The sequence below is a fragment of the Bradyrhizobium sp. genome (genome assembly GCF_030693485.1).
Lineage (GTDB): Bacteria > Pseudomonadota > Alphaproteobacteria > Rhizobiales > Xanthobacteraceae > Bradyrhizobium.
This window is the reverse complement of sequence record NZ_JAUYAN010000323.1, coordinates 1-20,567: the sequence shown is the minus strand read 5'-3', so window position 1 is coordinate 20,567 and position 20,567 is coordinate 1. Positions and strand designations below refer to the sequence as shown.

The following is a 20,567-nucleotide window of genomic DNA, read 5'->3' as shown; positions in this document are numbered from 1 at the left end:
AAATTTCTGCCCGCCGACGGCGCGTTCTATCTCTACGCCGATGTCTCCAGATTTACCTCCGACAGTTTTGCCTTTGCCGGCCAGATGCTGGAAAGGGCGCGCGTCGCGGCCACCCCCGGGGTCGACTTCGATCCGGTGCATGGCCGACAATTCGTTCGTTTTTCCTACGCGGGCTCCGCCGATGAGATGCGCGAAGCCGTCGCGCGCATCGCGAAATGGCTCGGATAGCGGCCGCGCAAGCGATCACCTTGGAAATAAAAAACCGCCCGGTTTGCCGGGCGGTTTCTATCTCGCAAAAACCCTTGGGTTATTCGCCGTTGCCGAAGCGACGCGACCACCAGCCGGCCTTGCGTGGCTGGGTATCGGTCGTCGTCTCGGCTGCGGATTGAGCCGGGGCTGGCGCCGGCGGCTCAGGCTGGCTGTGTGCAACGGGTGCGGGTGCTTCAGGCTGGACGGTCGCCAGGAAGCTCACCTTCTCGCGCACGGTCGAACGGCGTCGCGCCGCGGCGCCTTCGGTTTCCTGGGCGATCTCCGATTCGCCGGTTGCCCGCGCAGGCTCCGGCTGAGCGGGAACTGGCTGAACATAAGCGGCTGCTTGCGGCTCCGGCTCCGCCATCGGTTCGGGCTGAACATCGAGCGGAGGCCGCTCGGCCGAATAGCCGTCGAAATCGGCAACCGCGCTGGCGACTTCCGGCGTCGATGTCGGTCCGAGTTCGTCCGCGATCGATCCGACCAGACCATCCTCGGGTCCGCCGCGCCGGCGGCGTCCGCCGCGGCGTCCGCGACGGCGGGGCCGCCGTTCGCCGTCAGCCGTCTGCTCGGCGCGCGCCGCACCGGGCTGCTCCTCGGATTCGTCGTCGTCACCTTCGGCTTCATCGGCAGGGCCTGCGACCGCAACCTGGTCCGGCGCAAGGCGCGGGGCGTCCGTGCTGTCGCGGGCGGGACCGCCTTCACGCGGCTCGCCGGGACGGCCACGCCGTCGCCGCCGTCGCTTGCGCTTGTGACCGTCGGCATCGGTTTCGCCGCCGGCTTCCTCGCCGGCCGCAACTTCCTCGGTCAGCCCTTCGGTCTCTTCGGTTTCGACTTCCGATTCGGTTTCGATGTCGAACGGCTCTTCCTCGTCATAGGCTTCCTCGACCTGCGGCGGGAAGGCGGCAACCTGCGCCGCCAGCAGCGCCTTGGCCGCCTCCAGCGTATGCACCTGTTCGCCGCGATCGATGATGAACGACTGCTGACCGCTCACGGTCGCGTCGGCAACCACCGCCAGCATGACCTTGAAGCTGTTCTCGAGATCGCGCAGATGACCACGCTTGTGATTGAGGACGTACAACGCGACGTCGGTTCGGGTGCGAACCGTCAGATTGTGGGTCGCGCCCTTCATCAGGATTTCCTCGATGCCGCGCAGCAACTGCAGCGCCACCGAAGATACCGAGCGGACATGTCCGCTGCCGCCGCATTGCGGGCAGGGCTCGGTCGAACTCTCCAGCACGCTGGCGCGAATGCGCTGGCGCGACATCTCCAGCAGGCCGAAATGCGAGATGCGTCCGACCTGGATCCGCGCGCGGTCCTGCCGCAGGCAATCCGACAGCTTGCGCTCGACCGAACGGTTGTTGCGCTTCTCGTCCATGTCGATGAAGTCGATGACGATCAGGCCGGCGAGATCGCGCAGCCGAAGTTGCCGCGCGACTTCCTCAGATGCCTCGAGGTTGGTCTTGAGCGCGGTGTCCTCGATATGATGCTCGCGGGTGGAGCGGCCGGAATTGACGTCGATCGAAACCAGCGCCTCGGTCTGGTTTATCACGATGTAGCCGCCGGAGCGCAACTGCACCGTGGGCGAGAACATCGCGTCAAGCTGGCTCTCGACGCCCATCCGCGAGAACAGCGGCTGGCCGTCGCGATACTGCTTCACCGCCCGCACATTGGTCGGCATCAGCATTTTCATGAAGTCGCGGGCTTCCTGGTAACCGGCTTCGCCGGCGACCTGGATCTCGTCGATTTCCTTGTTGTAGAGGTCGCGCAGCGACCGCTTGATCAGCGACCCCTCCTCGTAGACCAGGGTCGGGGCCTGCGATTTCAGGGTCATGTCGCGGACGGTTTCCCACATCCGGATCAGATATTCGAAGTCACGCTTGATTTCCGGCTTGGTGCGCGAGGCACCCGCGGTGCGCAGGATGATGCCCATGCCCTCGGGCACGTCGAGATCCTGCACCACGTCCTTGAGCCGCGAGCGGTCCTGCGCCGAGGTGATCTTGCGGCTGATGCCGCCGCCGCGCGCGGTGTTGGGCATCAGGACGGCGTAGCGGCCGGCCAGCGAGAGGTAGGTGGTCAGCGCCGCGCCCTTGTTGCCGCGCTCTTCCTTGACGACCTGCACCAGCATCACCTGGCGGCGCTTGATGACTTCCTGGATCTTGTACTGGCGGCGCGGACGGAAGGCGCGCTCCGGCACCTCTTCCATGACGTCGTCGCCGCCGACGGATTCGACGACTTCCTCTTCGGCGTCGTCGTCTTCGTCTTCCTCATCGTCGTGAAGCTCGTCGCCCTGCGGCTGGGCGGCATGCTCGTCGTGGGACGAAGCGGCGGGTTCGTCGACGGCCTGTTCGGCGCGCGCCGCGTCCTCGGCATGGGCCGCGTTTTCTTCGGCATGCTCGGCGTGGAAACGCTCGTCATGGACGGGTTCTTCGTGAACCTCGGGTGCCGCGGCAGCCGCGGAGGCCTCGACCACCGCCGAAACCGGAGTCTCCGTATGCGATTCCGCCACCGGCGCCTCGCTGGCGGCATGAGTGTGGTCGTGCTCGCCCTGCGCATGCGCGTGATCAAGGGAGTGATCGTGCGCGTGATGACCGGCATGATCATGACCGGCATGATCGTGCGCATGTTGCCCGGCATCATCATGATGATGTTCGGTCTCGTGCGTGTGGCTATCACCGCCCTCGACGCTCAAGTGTTCCGGATGTTCCTGGTCCGCTTGCGGCGGGGCGACCTGCATCAGGTCGGGGCTTACATTCTCGACGACCTCGCTCTGCACCCGCTCGCCGCTGCCGCGACGGCGCTGGTTGCGGTGGCGCGGACGGCGGCCACGGTTGCTGGAACGATTCTCGGTCTCTTCCTCGGCTTCGCGATGGGCGCGTTCGTCGGCCTCGATCAGCGCCTGACGGTCGGCGACCGGAATCTGGTAATAGTCGGGATGGATTTCGCTGAAGGCCAGGAAGCCGTGGCGGTTGCCGCCATATTCGATGAAGGCGGCCTGCAGCGACGGTTCTACGCGTGTCACCTTGGCGAGGTAGATATTGCCGCGCAGTTGTTTGCGCTGGGCAGTCTCGAAATCAAATTCCTCGACGCGATTGCCGCGGATCACAACGACCCGGGTCTCTTCCGGGTGGGTAGCATCGATCAACATTTTGTTGGGCATTTTGCAACTCATGACGGCGGCGGGCGCGTATGACCGTGGGCGCATGTCGCGCCGCCGGGTGACGCGACGGTCCACCTGATTCGGGGGTGAGGGGAAGGCCAAAACGCAACCCGGGGCGCCGGTCCGAACGGGATCCTGTCGGCGCAACACGACGCGCGGAGCTTTCGCTTCGCGGCGGCGCGATTCTACCGGGGATCATGGTCGGCAACACAGTCTGGCGCATCAAGCGTCGGCCCGTCTGAACACGTTGGCGGCAAGAATAGCCGCCTTGTCTATTCGCTGAAGACCCGGCGCGGCGCCAAAGCGCTCGCCGGCCATCGCATATCGGGCCCGATTGGACCCGGATAATCAGTTATGCCGTGTCTGAAGCCGTCCCTGGAACAAGATGGTAACCTGGGACCGACGCCGCTCGGGCTCGAAACCGCCCTCCGTTTCAGCCGCGCGCTGCGCTGGCCTGTGGAGGGATCGGAAAGACGCTGGAATCCTCTGGGTTCAGAGAGTTCCGGCGCTGCACCGGGAGGCTGAACGCGACACAACCGGGAGTTTTAGCCGTCAGCCCCTTGTACATACGTGGATTGGAGGCCCGGTGCAAGGGAAGTGAAGGGGGCGTCGCAGCGCGGCAACACCGCACCTTATTCGTCGCCAGAACCTTAAGCTCTCGTTAACCCTGTGGCTCTATTGCGGTAAGAGAGCTGCTCGGAGGCACGGATTCGTTGGCGAGCCGCGCAAATCATCGTGTTTTTAGAGGCGGGGTGCTGTTGTGCACCGCAGCATTGCTGTGTTCGTCCGCCGGCACTGGCCGCGCGGCCGAGGATGCGGCGCCGAATCCCGCAGCTTCGAGTTTTCCGGTCGCTTCAGAAGTCCGCCTGGCCGGCGATGCCAAGCAGACCCGCTTCGTCCTCGACCTCGACAGGCCGATCCAGTTTCGCGCCTTCGCGTTGGCCGACCCCTATCGGGTGGTGGTGGACATTCCCCAGGTCAACTTTCAGCTCAAGGCCGGCGCAGGCACCGCCGGTCGCGGGCTGATCAAGGCGTTCCGCTATGGCCTCGTGATGCCCGGCGGCTCGCGGCTGGTGTTCGATCTGACCGGTCCGGCCAAAATTGCCAATGCCTACGTGCTGGCGGCTGCCAACGGCCAGCCACCGCGGCTGGTGCTCGAACTGGAACAGGTCGACCGCACCACCTTCGTTCAGTCGCTTGGCGCCGAGAGCCGGCCCGAACTGAAGCCCGCGATCTCGGATACCGTGGCGGCGATCGTGCCAGTCAAGCCGAACGGCGCAGGCAAGCCGGCTACACCGACGGATACAAGACCGGTGGTCGTGATCGATCCCGGGCATGGTGGCCTCGACAATGGCACCCAGGCCGGCGGCACCAATGAAAAGGAACTGGTGCTGGGGTTCGGCCTGGCGTTGCGCGACCGGCTGGAGAAATCAGGCAAATATCGCGTCGTCATGACCCGCACCGACGACACCTTCATTCCGCTCACCGACCGGGTCAAAGTCGCCCGCACCCACGCGGCGGCGCTGTTCGTGTCGATCCATGCCGACGCCCTGCCGCGGCGCGAGGGCGACGCCCAGGGCGCCACGATCTACACGCTGTCCGACAAGGCTTCCGATGCCGAGGCGGAGCGGCTCGCGGAAACCGAAAACAAGGCCGACGCCATCGGCGGGGTCAACCTGACCGAGGAACCGACCGAGGTCGCCGACATTCTGATCGAACTGGCGCAGCGCGAGACCCGCACGTTCTCGAACCGGTTCGCCCGGCTGCTGATGGGCGAGATGAAGACCACGGTGCGGATGCACAAACACCCGCTGAAATCGGCCGGCTTCAAGGTGCTCAAGGCTCCCGACGTGCCGTCGGTCCTGGTCGAACTCGGCTATGTCTCCAACAAGGGCGACCTCGAACTGCTGGTCTCGGAGAACTGGCGTAACCGCACCGCGGGCGCCATGTCGCAGGCGATCGACACGTTCCTTGCCAAGCGGCTGGCGACGGCCGGGGCCGCCAACTGAAAAGGGAGCCTCGCTGAAAAGGTGTCTTGCAGGGCGGGAAGCCCTAGTTTGGCCACAGCGGCGGCATTATAGAAATGACTGCGGGAACGTCGGAATCGCGCTAAATTCGCTCGCGGCCAACGTAGTATTTCATTCGCCTGCGCGAGACCGCTGATCGCCGTGCGGGACTTTGCCGAGGAAGCGCCGTTCAATGCGGCGCCAGGGCTGGAACGGAACTTGGATAATGCGCTTGCTGGTTCGGTTCTTGGGTTTCTTGTTTGCTGCCGGAACCGTCGTGTTCCTGGTCGGCGTCGCCGCTGCCGCGGGGCTGATCTGGCATTATTCCAAGGACTTGCCCGACTATTCGCAGCTGCAGGATTATGAGCCGCCTGTGATGACGCGCGTCCATGCGACGGATGGCGCGCTGCTCGGCGAATATTCCAAAGAGCGCCGGCTGTACCTGCCGATCCAGGCCGTGCCGAAGATGGTCATCAACGCGTTCCTGGCCGCCGAGGACAAGAATTTCTACGAGCATGGCGGCATCGACTTCACCGGCATGGCCCGCGCCGCGGTGCTCTATGCGCAGAATTTCGGCTCCAACAAACGGCCGCAGGGCGCCTCCACCATCACCCAGCAAGTCGCCAAGAACTTTCTCCTGACCAACGAGGTATCGTTCACCCGCAAGATCAAGGAAGCCTTGCTGGCGATGCGGATCGAACGCACCTATTCCAAGGACAAGATTCTCGAACTCTATCTCAACGAAATCTATCTCGGCCTCGGCGCCTACGGCGTCGCCGCGGCATCGCTGGTGTATTTCGACAAGTCGGTCAATGAACTCACCATTGCGGAAGCGTCCTACCTTGCGGCGCTGCCCAAGGCGCCGTCGTCGCTGCATCCGGTGAAGAACCGCGATCGCGCCATCGAGCGCCGCAACTACGTGATCGACCGGCTGGTGGAGAACGGCTGGATCAAACAGACCGATGCCGACAAGGCCCGCAAGGACCAGATGACGGTCACCAGCCGCAGCAACGCCGCGCACACCTTCGCCGGCGAGTATTTCGCCGAGGAGGTCCGCCGCGACGTGTTCGAGCGTTATGGCGAGAAGAAGCTCTACGAAGGCGGCCTGTCGGTGCGGACCACGCTCGATCCGAAGCTGCAGGTGATCGCGCGCAAGACCATGACCGCCGGGCTCGTGAAGTTCGACGAGGCGAGCGGCTATCGCGGCGCCGTCAGCAAGCTCGACATATCCGGCGACTGGGGCGTCAAGCTCGCCGACGTCAAGGCGCTGTCGGATATCTCGCCGTGGCGGATGGCCGTGGTGCTGGAGACCAGCGACCAGTCGGCGCGGATCGGTTTTCAGCCCGGCCGCGAACTCGGCGGTGCCGTGGCCAAGGACCGGCAGACCGGCCTCATTACGCTCGAAGGCGTGAAATGGGCGAAGGCCGCCTCCGGGCCGACGCGCTTCAAGCCGCCGACCACCGTGGCGCAGGTGCTGGCGCCGGGCGACGTCATCTATGCCGATCCGCTGCTCGCCAAGGACGGCACCATCGTCGAGGGCCAGTTCCGGCTGCGCCAGCTGCCGGAAGTGTCCGGCGCGATGGTGGTGATGGATCCCTGGACCGGCCGCGTGATGGCGATGGTCGGCGGATTCTCGTTCGACCAGAGCCAGTTCAACCGCGCCACCCAGGCCTATCGGCAACCGGGTTCGTCGTTCAAGCCGCTGGTCTATTCGGCGGCGATGGACAATGGCTATACGCCGTCCACCATCGTGGTCGATGCGCCGATCGAAATCGACCAGGGGCAGGGTGTCGGCGTCTGGCGTCCCGAAAACTATTCGAGCGGCAAGTATCAGGGACCGACGACGCTGCGCAATGCGCTGAAGCGCTCGCTCAATACGGTGACGGTACGACTGGCGCAGGATGTCGGCATGCCCCTGATCGGCGAATACTCCAAGCGCTTCGGGGTCTATGACGAATTGCCGAACTATCTGTCTTATTCGCTCGGCGCTGGCGAGACCACGGTGATGCGGATGGTGACGGCCTATTCGATGTTCGCCAATGGCGGACGCCGCGTGAAGTCCACGCTGATCGACCGTATTCAGGACCGCTACGGCCGCACCATCTTCCGGCACGACGCACGCGAATGCCGCGGCTGCGACGCGCCCGGCGGCTGGAAGAACCAGGCCGAACCGCAACTGGTCGACCGCCGCGAGCAGGTGCTGGATGCGATGACGGCCTACCAGATCACTTCGATGATGGAAGACGTGGTGCAGGGCGGTACGGCCACGGTGCTGAAGGAAGTCGGCAAGCCGATCGCCGGCAAGACCGGCACCACCAACGACGAGAAGGACGCCTGGTTCATCGGCTTCTCGCCTGACATCGTGATCGGTATCTATGTCGGCTACGACAAGCCGCGTCCGCTCGGCAGGGGCGCCACCGGCGGCCATCTGGCGGCCCCGATCGCCAAGGACTTCCTCAAGCTCGCACTCGCCGACAAGCCGGCGATCCCGTTCAAGGTCCCCGCCGGCATCAAGCTGATCCGCGTCGACGCCAAGAGCGGCATGCGCGCCGGTCCGGGCGGCGGCGGCATTCTGGAAGCCTTCAAGCCCGGCACGGCGCCGCCGGATAATTACAGCGTCATCGGTGTCGCCGACGCCGACGGCGGCCGCGATCGTCCGCTGATGGCGCCGCCCGACGCCGGCTCGATCATGCGTCCCGGCACCGGCGGGCTTTGGTAGCCGATTGCACTTTGCGGCCGGTGCCGTTACATCCCCTCGACAATACTGTCCAGACAACAACTGCCAGTAGCGGTTCGTCCCCCGCAGAATCAGAGAAGCCATGCGCGCTGAAGTCGAACGCCTCGTTGAAGAGATCAAGCAGTCAGTCGGGCTGCTGAGGAGGCATCTTTGACGTCGATGCATCCACGGCGCGCCTCGCGGAGCTGAACAAGCTCGCTGAAGATCCCAATCTCTGGAACGACCCGCAGAAGGCCCAGAAGCTGATGCAGGAGCGCACCTCGCTGGAGGATTCGCTTCAGGGCATCGGCAAGGTCGAGCGCGAGCTCGAGGACAATATCGGGATGATCGAACTCGGCGAGGCCGAGGGCGATGAAGGCGTGGTGGCGGAAGCCGAGGCCGCGCTGAAAGCCCTGAAGAAGGAAGTCGCCCGCCGCGAGCTCGAAGCGCTGCTCGGCGGCGAAGCCGATCGCTTCGATTCCTATCTCGAAGTCCACGCCGGCGCCGGCGGCACCGAAAGCCAGGACTGGGCCTCGATGCTGCTGCGCATGTATACGCGCTGGGCCGAGAAGCATGGCTTCAAGATCGAATATCTCGAGGAAACCCAGGGCGAGGAAGCCGGCATCAAATCCGCCACCATCCAGATCTCGGGCCATAACGCCTATGGCTGGCTGAAGACCGAGGCCGGCGTGCACCGGCTGGTGCGGATCTCGCCGTTCGATTCCAATGCGCGGCGGCACACCTCGTTCTCGTCGGTCGCGATCTTTCCCGTGGTCGACAACTCGATCAAGATCGACATCGCCGAATCCGACGTGCGTGTCGACACCATGCGCTCGGGCGGCGCCGGCGGCCAGCACGTCAACAAGACCGAATCCGCGGTGCGGCTGACCCACATTCCGACCGGCGTGGCGGTGGTCTGCCAGGCCGGCCGTTCCCAGCACAAGAACAAGGCGCAGGCCTGGGACATGCTGCGCGCGCGGCTGTACGAAATCGAGCTGAAGAAGCGCGAGGCGCAGGCCGCCGCCGACCAGGCCGCCAAGACCGATATCGGCTGGGGCCACCAGATCCGCTCCTACGTTTTGCAGCCCTATCAGATGGTGAAGGACCTGCGCACCGGCGTGCAGACCTCGGACACTTCGGGCGTGCTCGACGGCGACCTCGACGAATTCATGGCGGCGACGCTGGCGCAGCGCGCCTTCGGCACCGCCCCCGCTTCGGTGGACGACGTGGACTAGCCCCATGGCCAAGGTCGCTTTCATCGGGTTGGGACGCATGGGCCATGGCATGGCCGGCCGCTATCTCGATGCCGGTTTTAGCGTCGCGCTGTGGAACCGGAGCAAGGCAAGGCCGAGGATCTGATCGCGCGCGGCGCGCGATGGGCGACCTCGCCGGAGGATGCCGCGATCGATGCCGACGCCGTGGTGACGATGGTGGCCGACGACGAGGCCTCGCGTGCGGTGTGGCTGACCAAGGACGGCGCCGCCGCGACCATGAAGGCCGGCACGCTCGCGATCGAATGCTCCACGGTTTCCTACCGCCACGTCCTCGAAATGGCGCGGGTGTTGCGCGAACGCGGCATCGTTTACATCGACAGTCCGGTCACGGGTTTGCCGGATGCCGCGGCCAGCGGAAAACTGACGCTGCTGGTCGGCGCCGATGCGGCCGACCTCGAACGGGCGCGGCCTTTCCTGACCCCGCTGGCCACCACCATCCGGCATTTCGGCGCGGTCGGGTCCGGCACGGTCTACAAGCTGATCAACAACCTGATGGGCGCGATCCAGATCGCTGGAATCGCCGAAGGCCTTGCGATCGCGGAGCAGGCAGGTCTCGACATGAAGCTGGTGCTGGAAGCGGTGGAAACCGGCGTCGCCGCCAGTCCGCAGGTGATCCGGCACTCCAGGCGCATGGTGGAGCGGAACTTTGCCGGCGCGACGTTCACGGCGTCGCTGCGGCAAAAGGATGCGGCTTACGCGGTGGCGCTGGCCGAGAGCCTGCTGCGCGATGCCCCGATCATGGGACGGGCGGCGGTTGCGGCCTATGACCGCGCCAAAGCCCATGGTCCCGACGACGACGAAGGCAAGATGATCGAAATTGTGTCGCGGCCGAAGGGCGGCCATACGAACTGATCGCATCGCACCAAATCGTCGCTTCGGCTTTAGTTCTATTTGAACCTGTCACGTTTCGCAGCCTAGTATCGGCGCGGCAACTTTGCAGCCGATCCATTCATTCGTAGTGGGGATTCGTCATGAGAATTGTTTCCGTCCTGCTTGTTGGAATTGCGCTTGTTCTTGCCGGATGCGGCCGGGATCCCGGACCGAAGGGCGAGCGAGGCGCGGAAGGCCCCCAGGGCGCGCAAGGCATCCAAGGCGTCGCTGGCGCCCAGGGGCAGCCTGGCCCGCAGGGTCCCGCGGGACCGCCCGGACCGCAAGGACAGCCAGGTGCGCAGGGTGCCCAGGGACCCCAGGGACCGCAAGGCGCCCCCGGGGGCAAGGGTGACAAAGGCGACAAGGGTGATGCTGCCGGCTTGAGGGCGGTGCAGGGCGACGGCGCGGCAGGCTGCGAAGCGAACGAGACCCTGGTGTCGGTGTTCTGTCCGGGCGGCGGCGCGCCGGATGGAGCAAAATGCTCGACGCCACCAACCGTCGGCCTCTGCCTGCGCAAGTAAGCGCTGACACATCCGCGAGCACGACGGCTCGCGGCGCACCGGCGCAAGGTCAGGACCTGCGCCAGCGCGACGCCGTTTCGGGAATCGGGTGGCCAGCGTTGCGGCCTTTGCCGTAAGCGTCTGCTCGATCCTGAATGGCAGAGCCGCAGATGATTTCCAGTGACCATCGGATTGACGCGAGGGACTGGTTGCTGCTTGCCGTGCTTTCGGTGCTGTGGGGCGGCTCGTTCTTCTTCCATGGCGTAGTGCTGCGGGAATTGCCGCCGCTGACGGTGGTGCTGCTGCGGGTCGCGCTCGCGGCCCTGATTCTTCTGCCGGTGCTGTGGGCGTATCGAATTAGCTTGCCGCTGACGCTGTCGGGCTGGAAGCCGTTCTTCGCCATCGCATTTCTGAACAACGTCCTGCCGTTCTCGCTGATCGTCACCGGACAGACCTATATATCGAGCGGGCTGGCCTCGATTCTGAATGCGACCACGCCGCTGTTCACCGTGCTTGTCATGGCGGCGGCCGGCGACGAAAAGCTAAGGGCGAGCCGCGTCGCGGGCGTCGTCATCGGGCTGATCGGGGTCGCCATCCTGCACGGCCAGCATCTCGGCTTCAGCAGCGGCCAGGGTTTTGGCATCCTGCTCTGCCTCGTTGGCGCGTTCAGTTACGGGCTATCGGCGCTCTATGCGCGACGAAAACTGTCGGACTCGCCGCCGCTGGCGACCGCGACATGTCAGATGCTGGCGTCCACGCTGATGATGATGATCATTGCGGGCGTGGCCGAGCGGCCGTGGCAATTGCCGATGCCCGGCGTCACGACATGGCTGGCGCTGGCAGGCCTTGCCGCGCTGTCGACCGCGCTGGCCTACATCGTGTTCTTTCAGATCCTGCGCAGGTCGGGCTCGACCAATGTCATGCTGGTGACGCTGCTGATTCCCGTCACCGCCATCCTGCTCGGCTATCTCCTGCTCGGCGAAAGCATGACGGTTGCCGAGGTCACCGGCGCGCTGGTGATCGGCAGCGCGCTGCTGGTGATCGACGGGCGGGTGTTCGGCTTCATCCGGGGCGTCGTGTCCATTCCGAAAGCCAGCCCGTAAACCTTCCGCTGTCGCGCTCGCCGCCGTGCCAGGCCGCGGTGACCGTGCCGTCATCGGCCACCAGCAGCACCGCGTCGAGGCCTTTCGAACGCCGCAGCGTATCGATCGCCTGGTGCGGGGACTGCGCGATCGGGCCGGCGACATTGAACGAGGTGTTGACGGAGATCTCGACGCCGATGTGGCGGCCGAGCGCCTTCAAATACGCGTAGGTGAGGGGATCGTCTTCCGCCCGCACGATCTGGATTCGCCCGGTGCCGTCGGCGTGAATGACGGCGGGAATCTTGTCGCGCGCGCCCGGCTTCGATGGCGCGGTCAGCACCATGTAATTGTAGGCGTTGTAACCGGCATCGGAGGCGCCCTCGTGCAGATCGAAATATAGGTGAGCCGCCTCCAGCGTCGCCATCGGCGCCAGGGGCCGGATCGCCTCGCGGTATTTGACCCGTTCGTTGAGCTGTTCGCGCGCCCGGGCGTCGCAGGGATTGGCAAAGATCGAGCGATGCCCGAGCGCGCGCGGTCCGGTTTCGGCGGCGCCCTGATAAAGCGCAATGATGCCGCTGCGCGCCACCATGTAGGCCATCAGATCGGCGACGGCGTCGCGCCCCTCTGGTGTCGAAATGTCGCCGATCCCTTGTGAAGCAATATCGACGGCCTGCAGCGCGGTTGCGATGTCGTCCTGCCGTGGCGGCAAACCGCAATAGAACGCATGCGTCATCGGCGAACCGCGCGGCGCGCCCGCCAGATGCGCAAACAGCCAGGCCGCGCCGATGGTGACGCCGGGATCGCCGGGGGTCGGCGGCACCCAGAGATGCAGGCGGGCCTTGCGGTGCTGGTGCTTCGCAAACCACGCTTCGTCGAAATGCTCCAGCAGCCGCATATTGCCGACCGCGTTCAGCGCCACGCCGCCGGTCAGCACCAGCCGGCTCGCGCCGGTCGAGCGCAGCAGGTGGTCGACGACATGGATCATGGCGTCCTCGAACACCAGTTGCGTCGCGGCGGCCTTGTCGAGCCGGTCCTGGGTATCGGGACGGTGCGTGATGTCCTCGACCCGCAGCACCGCATCCGGATTCCAGAGCTGTTCGGGCTTCAGGGGCTCGCCGAGGATATCGATCAGCGCCGCCTTGTAGGGATGATCGAACGGGTCGCAGTACCAGTTGGCGAGTGCGCGGTTGATCCTGATATCGCCATCCGCGCCGAAATCCAGCACGTCTCGCAGCCGCGCGTAATACGGATTGCTGGTGCGGTTCATGTCACCCCAGGCGGCGGCACCCATATAGCGGCCCTCGCTGGATAGCCAGGTCCAGCCGCCTTGCGTCGATGAGATCACGCTGTAGAAAGCGCCGAGCGAGTCGAACATGCTGTCGTTGCAGGTGAGCTGTCGCATCGCACCGTTTTCGGCGACAAAGAGCGAGATCGATCCCCGGTCGCCGGTACCGTCGAGCACCGCGATCGCGACGGGCTCGCCATTGTCGGCGAACGGCGATGCCGCGAACGAGAACCAGGCGTGGTTGTCGTGGTGCGGCAGGCAGATCAGCGGCACCCGCCCGGCAAGCCCGAGCTGCCGGCCGAGAATTTTCGGTGTGCGGGTCATCTGGTCGAGCCGGCGGCCGTCGAAGCCGGCGGCTTCCGTGGTGCGCAGCAGCTTCAGGCTTTGTGGTGCTTCCTCCAGCACCGAGCGCGCAATGGTCCCGCAGAGTGTCGGATAATCCCAGCTGGTGAGCCAGGCGTCGATATCCCCGATGTCACGGCCGATGCCGCGCAGCGTGGCTACCACCGCGTCGATCGAGGCCTTCGGGTACTCGGTCGTGTGCTTGTTGCCGGAAAAACGCTCTTCCTCGTTGTTGACGATCAGGCGCGGCCCGTTCGCCTGCGTCACCTCAACCAGCGCCACGCCTGAATTGTGGGTGCCGGGTGGCCCCAGCCCGGCCAGATAGACGGTCTCGCCGCGTTGCAGCTTTTCGCGGATATGCGCGATCCGCTGGTCGGCAAATTCCGAGCCGAGCTGATGAAAACCCGCAGCCGCGAACAGCCGCACGCAGAGCCATCGCACGGCGCGAAATCCGGCAGCGCCGAGCCGTGGATGTCTTGGACCAATTCGCTTGTTCGGAGGATTCAACCGGACGTGCCTCGAGGCGCTGGATCGGAATGTTTTGTGATGGCATCACAATCGGAGCAGCGCAACAATGGGCTGACGCACTATTCGGGAATATCCGGCTCCACCAGCGACGCGAGCTGCGCGAGCGATTGCTGCCAGCCCAGATAGCAGGCTTCGACCGGAATCACTTCCGGCAGGTTGGACTGTTCGATGTTGATTTCGGTTCCGACCGAGACCGGCTTCAGGAGCACGTTGACCTCGATGACGCCGGGCAGATTGGGGTCGTCGAAGCGATCAGTGTAGCGGAGACGCTCGTTGGGCACGATCTCCAGATATTCGCCGCCGAACGAATGGCCCGATTTTGTCGTGAAGTTGGTGAACGACATCCGGAACGTGCCGCCGACCCTGGCGTCGAGATGGTGGACCCTGCAGGTGAAGCCATGGGGCGGCAGCCATTTGGCCATGGCATCAGCATCGAGGAAGGCGCGAAAAACCTTCGCCGGCGTGGTGGCGAGGACGCGATGCAGACGGACGGTATTTCCGGACATGATGTTGGCACTCCCTGGCCGAGCGGCGTGAGCGACAGTGGGTTTGGCTTGCTCGGCGTCTGTTGCAAGGACGCCCGACCGCCCCGGCCGCCGACATCGCAGCCGGAATCTTTTTCGACAAACGGTTTGCCCGATTTCGCAAGGGCTCCATCCGGGCCACGGCTTGGATATGATTGCTGTCAGACTGAAAATTTCTAGCCCGCGCTGAGCCGCACACCCGCGCGCAAAAACTTCTGCGGATCGACGGGGTCGCCGTCGATTCTGGTTTCGTAATGCAGATGCGGACCGGTGGAGCGGCCGGTCGAGCCGACGGCGCCGATCACCTGACCCAGCTTGATGAGATCGCCGATCTTGACGTGTATCTCCGACAGATGGCCGTAGCGCGTCGACAGCCCGTTGCCATGGTCGATTTCGATCATGCGGCCATAGCCGCCCTGCCAGCCCGAGGTGACCACTTTGCCGTTTGCGGTGGCGCGTACGGGATCGCCGGTGGCGGCGCGGAAATCCAGGCCGGTATGCATCGCGGGGCGGCCGAGGAACGGATCGCTGCGAATCCCAAAGCCTGAGCTGAACTCGACCGCGCCGATGACGGGCTTGCGATACGGCACCAGCGCCAGCGTGCGGTTAAGACGCTCGACGTGGATACGCGTGACATTGATCCGGTGGAGCTGGCGCTCGAACGTGCCTGCATCCGGCGGCAGCTTGACCGGAACGAACGGTCCGCCGACGCCGGCGCGCGGGGTCGCTGCTTCCAGTTGCGCCATGTCGAGGCCGAGATCGGTGATGACGCCGCGCATCCGGCGGATCCGCGATTCCATGCTCTCTTCGACCGAGGAGAGCGCCGCCATCTGGCGACCCTCGACCTTGTCGAGCGAAGACTGCAGGCGGAGCACGACGTTGTCGAAGCCCTGGACCTTGGCGAACTGGTTGGGCTGGACCTTGCCGACCACGGGCGTGCGGGATTCCAGCCGAGCTTCGCGGTCTGGCGGCGCCACGAAGATCACAGTGTCGCTGATCGGCGACGGTTTCGGCATTCCCGAAGGCGCCGGATCGCTCGCCGCGGCGCCACGCGCCGGCGGCCGGATCGATCCGGTGACCGAGCCATCCGGAATGACGCCGAGCGCCGTGGCGCGCGATTCCAGCGTGGTCTGCCGCCGCATGATCTGGTCGAGCTTCTGGTCGAATTGTTCCTGATCGAGCAACTGGCGGCTGGTGGTGCGGTCGACCTTGGCGCGCAACTCGGCGATCCTGTCCTCATAGGCGTATTGCATCTCCGCCTGACGGGCGATCAGCCGGGTCAGGACGTCGTCGCGGAAGGCGAAATAGGTCGCGGTTGCCGCCGACCACATTCCGAGCACGGTCACCGTGCCGACCACGATCCAGAATGCCACCGGGCCAAAGCGGACCTGCTTGCCGGCGTGGACCAGCGTATAGCCGTCCTGTTGCTGCTGCGCCGGTGCGACCGGCGTGCGGCTCGACGCCGGGCGGCGAGGGGAAGCCCTGCCATGGTCGTGCGCGTGGTGCTGCTCGGAATAATGACCGGAACGGAACGACATTGGCACTCCCGCGCCGGCCGGAAATGAGTTCCGTACGGCTGTATTGGCGCGGGGTGATTTGACCGGCTCATGGTTAATTTTCAGCGAATGGAACCGGATAAATCTTACAGGGTGCGCACCACCGCGAGCACCTCGTCGGCATGGCCGTCGACCTTCACATTGCGCCAGATCCGGATGATCCGGCCGTCGGCGCCAACCAGAACCGTTGTGCGAGAAATGCCCAGGAAGGTCCTGCCATACATCGATTTTTCACCCCATACGCCATAAGCATCCAGCATCTCATGTTGCTCGTCTGAAACCAGAGCAGTGACCAGTTGGTGCTTGTCGCGAAAGGCTTCCTGGGCCTTCAGCGGGTCGGCCGACACGCCGAGCACGGCGGTGTTGGATTCGGCGAACGCGCCAGACAGCCGGCTGAAGTCGATGGCTTCCTTGGTGCAGCCCGGCGTGTCCGCGCGCGGATAGAAAAACAGCACCAGTTTCCTGCCCTTGAAGTCGCCGAGCGAGACCGAATCGCCGCCGTCGCGCGGCAGCCGGAAGGCGGGCGCCTTGGCCCCCTCGCTGAGACCGGGCTGACGCGGCCGAGCCGCGCTGGTTTTGAGATCCGGCGTTTCGGCCGCCGGAGGCGTCACGACAGGCGGTTTTGCGGTTTGCGCCTTCGGTGCGGCCATGACGGGCGCGACCGATTCGCGGCGGCTGATCGGTCTTAACGGTTTCGATGCGGCCTTATGCGATGCTTTGGCGGGTTTATTGCCGGCGCTCCTGGTTGATTTTTGGACCGTCGCCTTGGTGGTTTTTGCCGATGCGGTTTTGCCCGGCGCGCCGGCCGGTTTCTTGGACGCACCCTTGGACGTATTTTTGGGCGTGTTCCTGGCCTTGCTGACGGTCTTGGCGCCGGCGGGCTTCCCGGTGGGGGTTTTGGGGGATTTCTTGCGCGTTTTCTTGGACATACGCCTTCCTTTCGTCGCTTTCGGCGGATCAATCATGGGGGTATTGCGGGTGTTGTCCCGGGATGCAGGAACGGGTCCTGCAACTGGGCAAATCTGATGACCCCGGAGTATGGTGACAGGGAATTCGACGCAAGCTCCGGCCCCTCGTTGAACAGGCTCCTTGGGCCCTATGACGAGTAACAGTATTAATCGAGGATTGGCAGCAATGCCGACACGGGAGCGCTCGTACCATGCGGACGAGCGCGGCCCTGGCGGCGATCCCTCTTACAATGAGCGCCAGCACCGAGAGGCAATGGCCAGGAAAACGTCGCCCAGAACGTCGCCCCAAGAGGCCAGTCCGCGTGCTGACGTGCAGTCCTCGCAGTGGGATGATGCCGCTTGGGATCAGGACCATGACGAGGCGGCGCGTAAACGCGCACGACGGCTGTTGTCGCGGTCGAACTCCGGCTTTCACCGGCTGGGCGATCGGTTCGGCCGCTTTCGCCGCTGGGCCTCGGGCGAACGCTGGGTCAAACGCCTCGCGGTGGTGAGCGCGGTTCTGGTGGTGATCTTTGGCGGCTGCTTTGGCGGGCTGTGGTGGCGTCTCGGCGCCGGTCCGATCAATCTCGATATGGCCACGCCCTGGCTGGCGTCGGCGATCGAGCAGAATATCGGCCACGGCAACACCGTCGAGATCGGCGGCACCCAGATCGAACGGGCCGGGCGAATCCGTATCGCGGTCCGCATCCGCGATATCGTGGTCATGGACAGCGACCGCGTCGTCGTCGCCACCGCGCCGAAGGCCGAGGTGAAACTTTCCGGCACCGCGCTGTTGATGGGGCGGCTTCGCGCCGAGAGCCTCAACCTGGTCGACGCCGAACTCGCGGTCCGCATCGCGCCTGACGGCACGGTGACGGTTTCTGCCGGCGATACCGCCAAGCCGCTCGCCACCGGTGTCGCCTCGAAAAAGGCCGCAGGGCTGGCGCCGACATTCCCGCGTCCGGTTCCCGCTCCGCCGCCGCCGGGGGCCGCGGCGTCATCTTCGCCCGGCGCTACAACCGCGGCTGCCGAAAGCGGGCAGACCGGTCTGCTCGCCGGCCTCGACTGGCTCGACAGCCTGAGCCTGACCGGGCTCGACGGACAAAACCTCATCGAGATGGGACTGAAGAACGGCAACCACGTTGTCGACGACCAGCAGCGCGGCAACAAATGGACGTTTGAAAATATCAGCCTCAGTATGCGCCGGCCGAGTGGCGGCGGGGTGGCGATCAGTCTCGGCGAAGAAGGCAGCCGCGCCTGGTCGCTTCGCGTCGTGGTCGGAGCTCCCGCCAACGGCGTGCGATCGGTCGACATCCGCGCCACCGAAGTTCCGACCGCCAATATCCTGCTGGCGATGCGGGTCAAGGACCTGACCTACAGCGCCGACCTGCCGCTGACCGGCGAATTGAAGGGCGAACTCGGCCGCGACGGCCTGCCGACCTATTTCCGCGGCAAGGTCACCGCCGGCGCAGGGCACATCATCGACAGCGATACGCCTGACTATCCGATGCCGATCGATTCGGCCGAGTTCAACGTCGAATGGGACTCCAACCGGCGCGTGCTGGTGGCGCCCTTCAAGATCATTTCCGGTGCGAACCGGGTCACGCTGCTGGCCCATCTCGAGCCGCCGAACGGCAACATCGCCGAATGGCAGCTGGGGTTTTCCGGCGGCACCATCGTGCTCGCCGGGGCGGACAACGAACAACCCCTGATCTTCAATCGTATCGCCATCGGCCTGCGCATCGATACCGACCGCAAGCGTGTGCTGCTGACGCAGGCGGATATCAGCAACGGTGAGATCGGCATCGCCGGCACCGGCAGTGTCGAATATTCGGGCGAGCCGCGCCTGACGCTGGGATTCGCGGGAACGCCGATGTCGGCGTCGGCGCTGAAACGGATGTGGCCGATCCTGATCGTCCCCGAAGTCCGGGAATGGGTGATCGAGCGGGTCGAACGCGGCGCGCTGCAGCGCATCGAGGTCGGCGTCAACTCGCCGGTTCGAAATCTGTCGCGGCGCGGTCCGCCGATCCCGGATGACGGTCTTGCCGTCAACATCGTCGCAACGGGCGTGACCTTGCGGCCGGTCGACGAAATGCCGCTGGTTCGCGACGCCGATCTGAAGGCCCGGGTGACCGGCCGCACCGCGACCGTGACCATCGGGCAGGCCGCGTCCGATACGCCGACGGGCCGCAAGCTGAACATCTCCGATTTCGTGTTCGAGGTGCCGGACATGGCGCCGAAACCGTCACCGGCGAAGATCCGGTTCCGGATCGATGGCCCGGTGCCCGCGATGGCCGAAATTCTCGCCTCCGATCGCCTCAGCGAGTTCTCCGGCACGCTGATCGATCCCAATTCGAGCAAGGGCACGGTCAGCGCGCTGGTCACGCTCGGCCTGCCGGTCAAGGGCGCCCTCACCAAGGCCGACACCACCTTCGCCATCACCGCCGACCTGACCGGTTTTTCCGCCGACAAGCTGGTGATGAACCAGAAGCTGGAGTCGAATGCGCTGAAGGTCGTGGCCAACAATGCCGGCTATCAGGTCAGGGGCGAGGTCAAGATCAACGGTCAGTCGGCCTCGCTGGATTACCGCAAGCCGAACGAGGGCGATGCCGACATCAAACTGCAGGCGACGCTCGACGACGCCAGCCGTGCGCGGCTCGGGTTCGATCTCGGCCCCGCCGTCAGCGGCGCCATACCGCTGAGACTGTCGGGCAAGATCGGCGAAACCAGTCGCATGGGCATCGAGGCCGACCTGACCGCGCTAAAGCTCGATAACATCCTGCCGGGCTGGGTGAAACTGCCGGGCAGGTCGAGCCGTGCGGTTTTCAACGTGGTGCAGAAGCAGCAGTCCACCCGCCTCGAAGACATCGTCATCGACGGTGGCGGCGTATCGATCAAGGGGTCGCTTGAAGTCGACCAGAATGGCGACCTGATCAATGCCAACTTCCCGACCTATTCGCCGTCCGAAGGCGACAAGACCTCGCTGAAGGCCGAGCGTACCGCCGATGGTGCGCTGAAAGTGATCATGCGCGGCGACGTGTTCGACGGCCGCGGCTTTCTGAAGTCGGCGATGTCCGGCAAGGAGACTGACCCCAAGAGCAAGACCAAGAGCATCGATTTCGATGTCGACCTCAAGCTCGGCGCCGTGGCCGGGTTCTATGGCGAGGCGCTGCGCAGCGTCGACGTCAAGTTCTCGCGGCGCAACGGCGCGGTCAAGAGCTTTACGCTGAGCGGGAAGCTCGGCCGCGATACGCCGCTGACGGCGGATTTGCGCCGCCCGCAGGGACGCGAGCTGATCTATCTCGAAACCGCCGACGCCGGCGCATTCCTGCGCTTCTCCGACACCTACGCCAAGGTGGTCGGCGGCCAGCTTTCCCTGGCGATGGATCCGCCGACGGTTGACCCCAGCGCAAAGGAGGGCCTGATCAACGTCCGCGATTTCTCCATCAAGGGCGAGGCTTCGCTGGATCGCGCGGTGGCCGGTGGCCCGGCCGGGTCGCAGAGCGGCGTTTCGTTCTCGCGTGTGCG

General features: G+C 65.1%; 10 protein-coding genes and 2 pseudogenes. 7 read left to right on the top strand and 5 right to left on the bottom strand.

Going from position 1 to position 20,567, the window contains the following annotated elements; genetic code table 11:
• Positions 1–228: pseudogene (locus Q8N40_RS23440) on the top strand (pyridoxal phosphate-dependent aminotransferase); the annotation flags it as partial.
• Positions 229–307: 79 nt separating this feature from the next.
• Here Q8N40_RS23440 and Q8N40_RS23435 read toward each other — a convergent pair.
• Complete coding sequence (locus Q8N40_RS23435; RefSeq protein ID WP_305713487.1) at positions 308–3,409, bottom strand: ribonuclease E/G; 3,102 nt, start codon at positions 3,407–3,409, stop codon at positions 308–310.
• 713 nt (positions 3,410–4,122) lie between these two features.
• Between Q8N40_RS23435 and Q8N40_RS23430 the strand changes: the two genes are divergently transcribed.
• The 5 genes and pseudogenes from Q8N40_RS23430 (at position 4,123) to Q8N40_RS23410 (ending at position 11,878) form a co-directional block, all read left to right on the top strand.
• Entirely contained in the window at positions 4,123–5,418 is a 1,296-nt protein-coding gene (locus tag Q8N40_RS23430; RefSeq protein WP_305713486.1) for an N-acetylmuramoyl-L-alanine amidase, read from the top strand.
• 223 nt (positions 5,419–5,641) lie between these two features.
• On the top strand, positions 5,642–8,134 hold the full coding sequence (locus tag Q8N40_RS23425) for a penicillin-binding protein 1A (RefSeq protein ID WP_305319086.1): 2,493 nt from the start codon (positions 5,642–5,644) through the stop codon (positions 8,132–8,134).
• A 100-nt stretch (positions 8,135–8,234) separates the two neighbouring features.
• Positions 8,235–9,366, top strand: a protein-coding gene (prfB, locus tag Q8N40_RS23420; protein ID WP_305319085.1) for a peptide chain release factor 2 whose coding sequence is annotated in 2 segments (ribosomal slippage) — positions 8,235–8,303 and positions 8,305–9,366 — 1,131 coding nt in all. Because the reading frame shifts where the segments join, the coding sequence is not laid out codon by codon here.
• A gap of 4 nt (positions 9,367–9,370) precedes the next feature.
• Positions 9,371–10,257: pseudogene (locus Q8N40_RS23415) on the top strand (NAD(P)-dependent oxidoreductase).
• A gap of 688 nt (positions 10,258–10,945) precedes the next feature.
• Positions 10,946–11,878 carry a DMT family transporter gene (locus Q8N40_RS23410; protein WP_305713485.1) on the top strand — a complete coding sequence of 311 codons (933 nt, stop codon included), beginning with the start codon at positions 10,946–10,948 and terminating at the stop codon, positions 11,876–11,878.
• On the opposite strand, the gene Q8N40_RS23405 is transcribed toward Q8N40_RS23410, so the two are convergent.
• From Q8N40_RS23405 to Q8N40_RS23390, 4 genes are all read right to left on the bottom strand, one after another.
• Entirely contained in the window at positions 11,838–13,925 is a 2,088-nt protein-coding gene (locus tag Q8N40_RS23405; protein ID WP_305713484.1) for a carbamoyltransferase C-terminal domain-containing protein, read from the bottom strand. The two genes, Q8N40_RS23410 and Q8N40_RS23405, sit on opposite strands and share 41 nt — an antisense overlap.
• A 146-nt stretch (positions 13,926–14,071) precedes the next feature.
• A complete protein-coding gene (locus Q8N40_RS23400) occupies positions 14,072–14,518 on the bottom strand; it encodes an SRPBCC family protein (RefSeq protein WP_305319080.1) in 447 nt (148 codons plus the stop codon).
• A gap of 194 nt (positions 14,519–14,712) precedes the next feature.
• Positions 14,713–16,074 (bottom strand): M23 family metallopeptidase, encoded by a 1,362-nt coding sequence (locus Q8N40_RS23395; RefSeq protein WP_305713483.1) that lies wholly within the window; start codon positions 16,072–16,074, stop codon positions 14,713–14,715.
• Positions 16,075–16,178: 104 nt separating this feature from the next.
• Positions 16,179–17,021, bottom strand: a complete 843-nt coding sequence (locus Q8N40_RS23390) for a redoxin domain-containing protein (protein WP_305713488.1) — start codon at positions 17,019–17,021, stop codon at positions 16,179–16,181.
• Positions 17,022–17,226: 205 nt separating this feature from the next.
• Here Q8N40_RS23390 and Q8N40_RS23385 point away from each other — a divergent pair.
• Positions 17,227–20,567, top strand: a 3,341-nt coding sequence (locus Q8N40_RS23385) for a DUF3971 domain-containing protein (protein ID WP_305713482.1), incomplete at its 3' end; no start/stop codon positions are given.

What these genes read in the sequence shown, in the direction of transcription:
- Q8N40_RS23435 (WP_305713487.1), bottom strand. Translation starts at nt 3,409, where the DNA reads ATGCCCAACAAAATGTTGATCGATGCTACCCACCCGGAAGAGACCCGG.
- Q8N40_RS23425 (WP_305319086.1), top strand. Translation starts at nt 5,642, where the DNA reads ATGCGCTTGCTGGTTCGGTTCTTGGGTTTCTTGTTTGCTGCCGGAACC.
- Q8N40_RS23410 (WP_305713485.1), top strand. Translation starts at nt 10,946, where the DNA reads ATGATTTCCAGTGACCATCGGATTGACGCGAGGGACTGGTTGCTGCTT.
- Q8N40_RS23400 (WP_305319080.1), bottom strand. Translation starts at nt 14,518, where the DNA reads ATGTCCGGAAATACCGTCCGTCTGCATCGCGTCCTCGCCACCACGCCG.
- Q8N40_RS23395 (WP_305713483.1), bottom strand. Translation starts at nt 16,074, where the DNA reads ATGTCGTTCCGTTCCGGTCATTATTCCGAGCAGCACCACGCGCACGAC.
- Q8N40_RS23390 (WP_305713488.1), bottom strand. Translation starts at nt 17,021, where the DNA reads ATGTCCAAGAAAACGCGCAAGAAATCCCCCAAAACCCCCACCGGGAAG.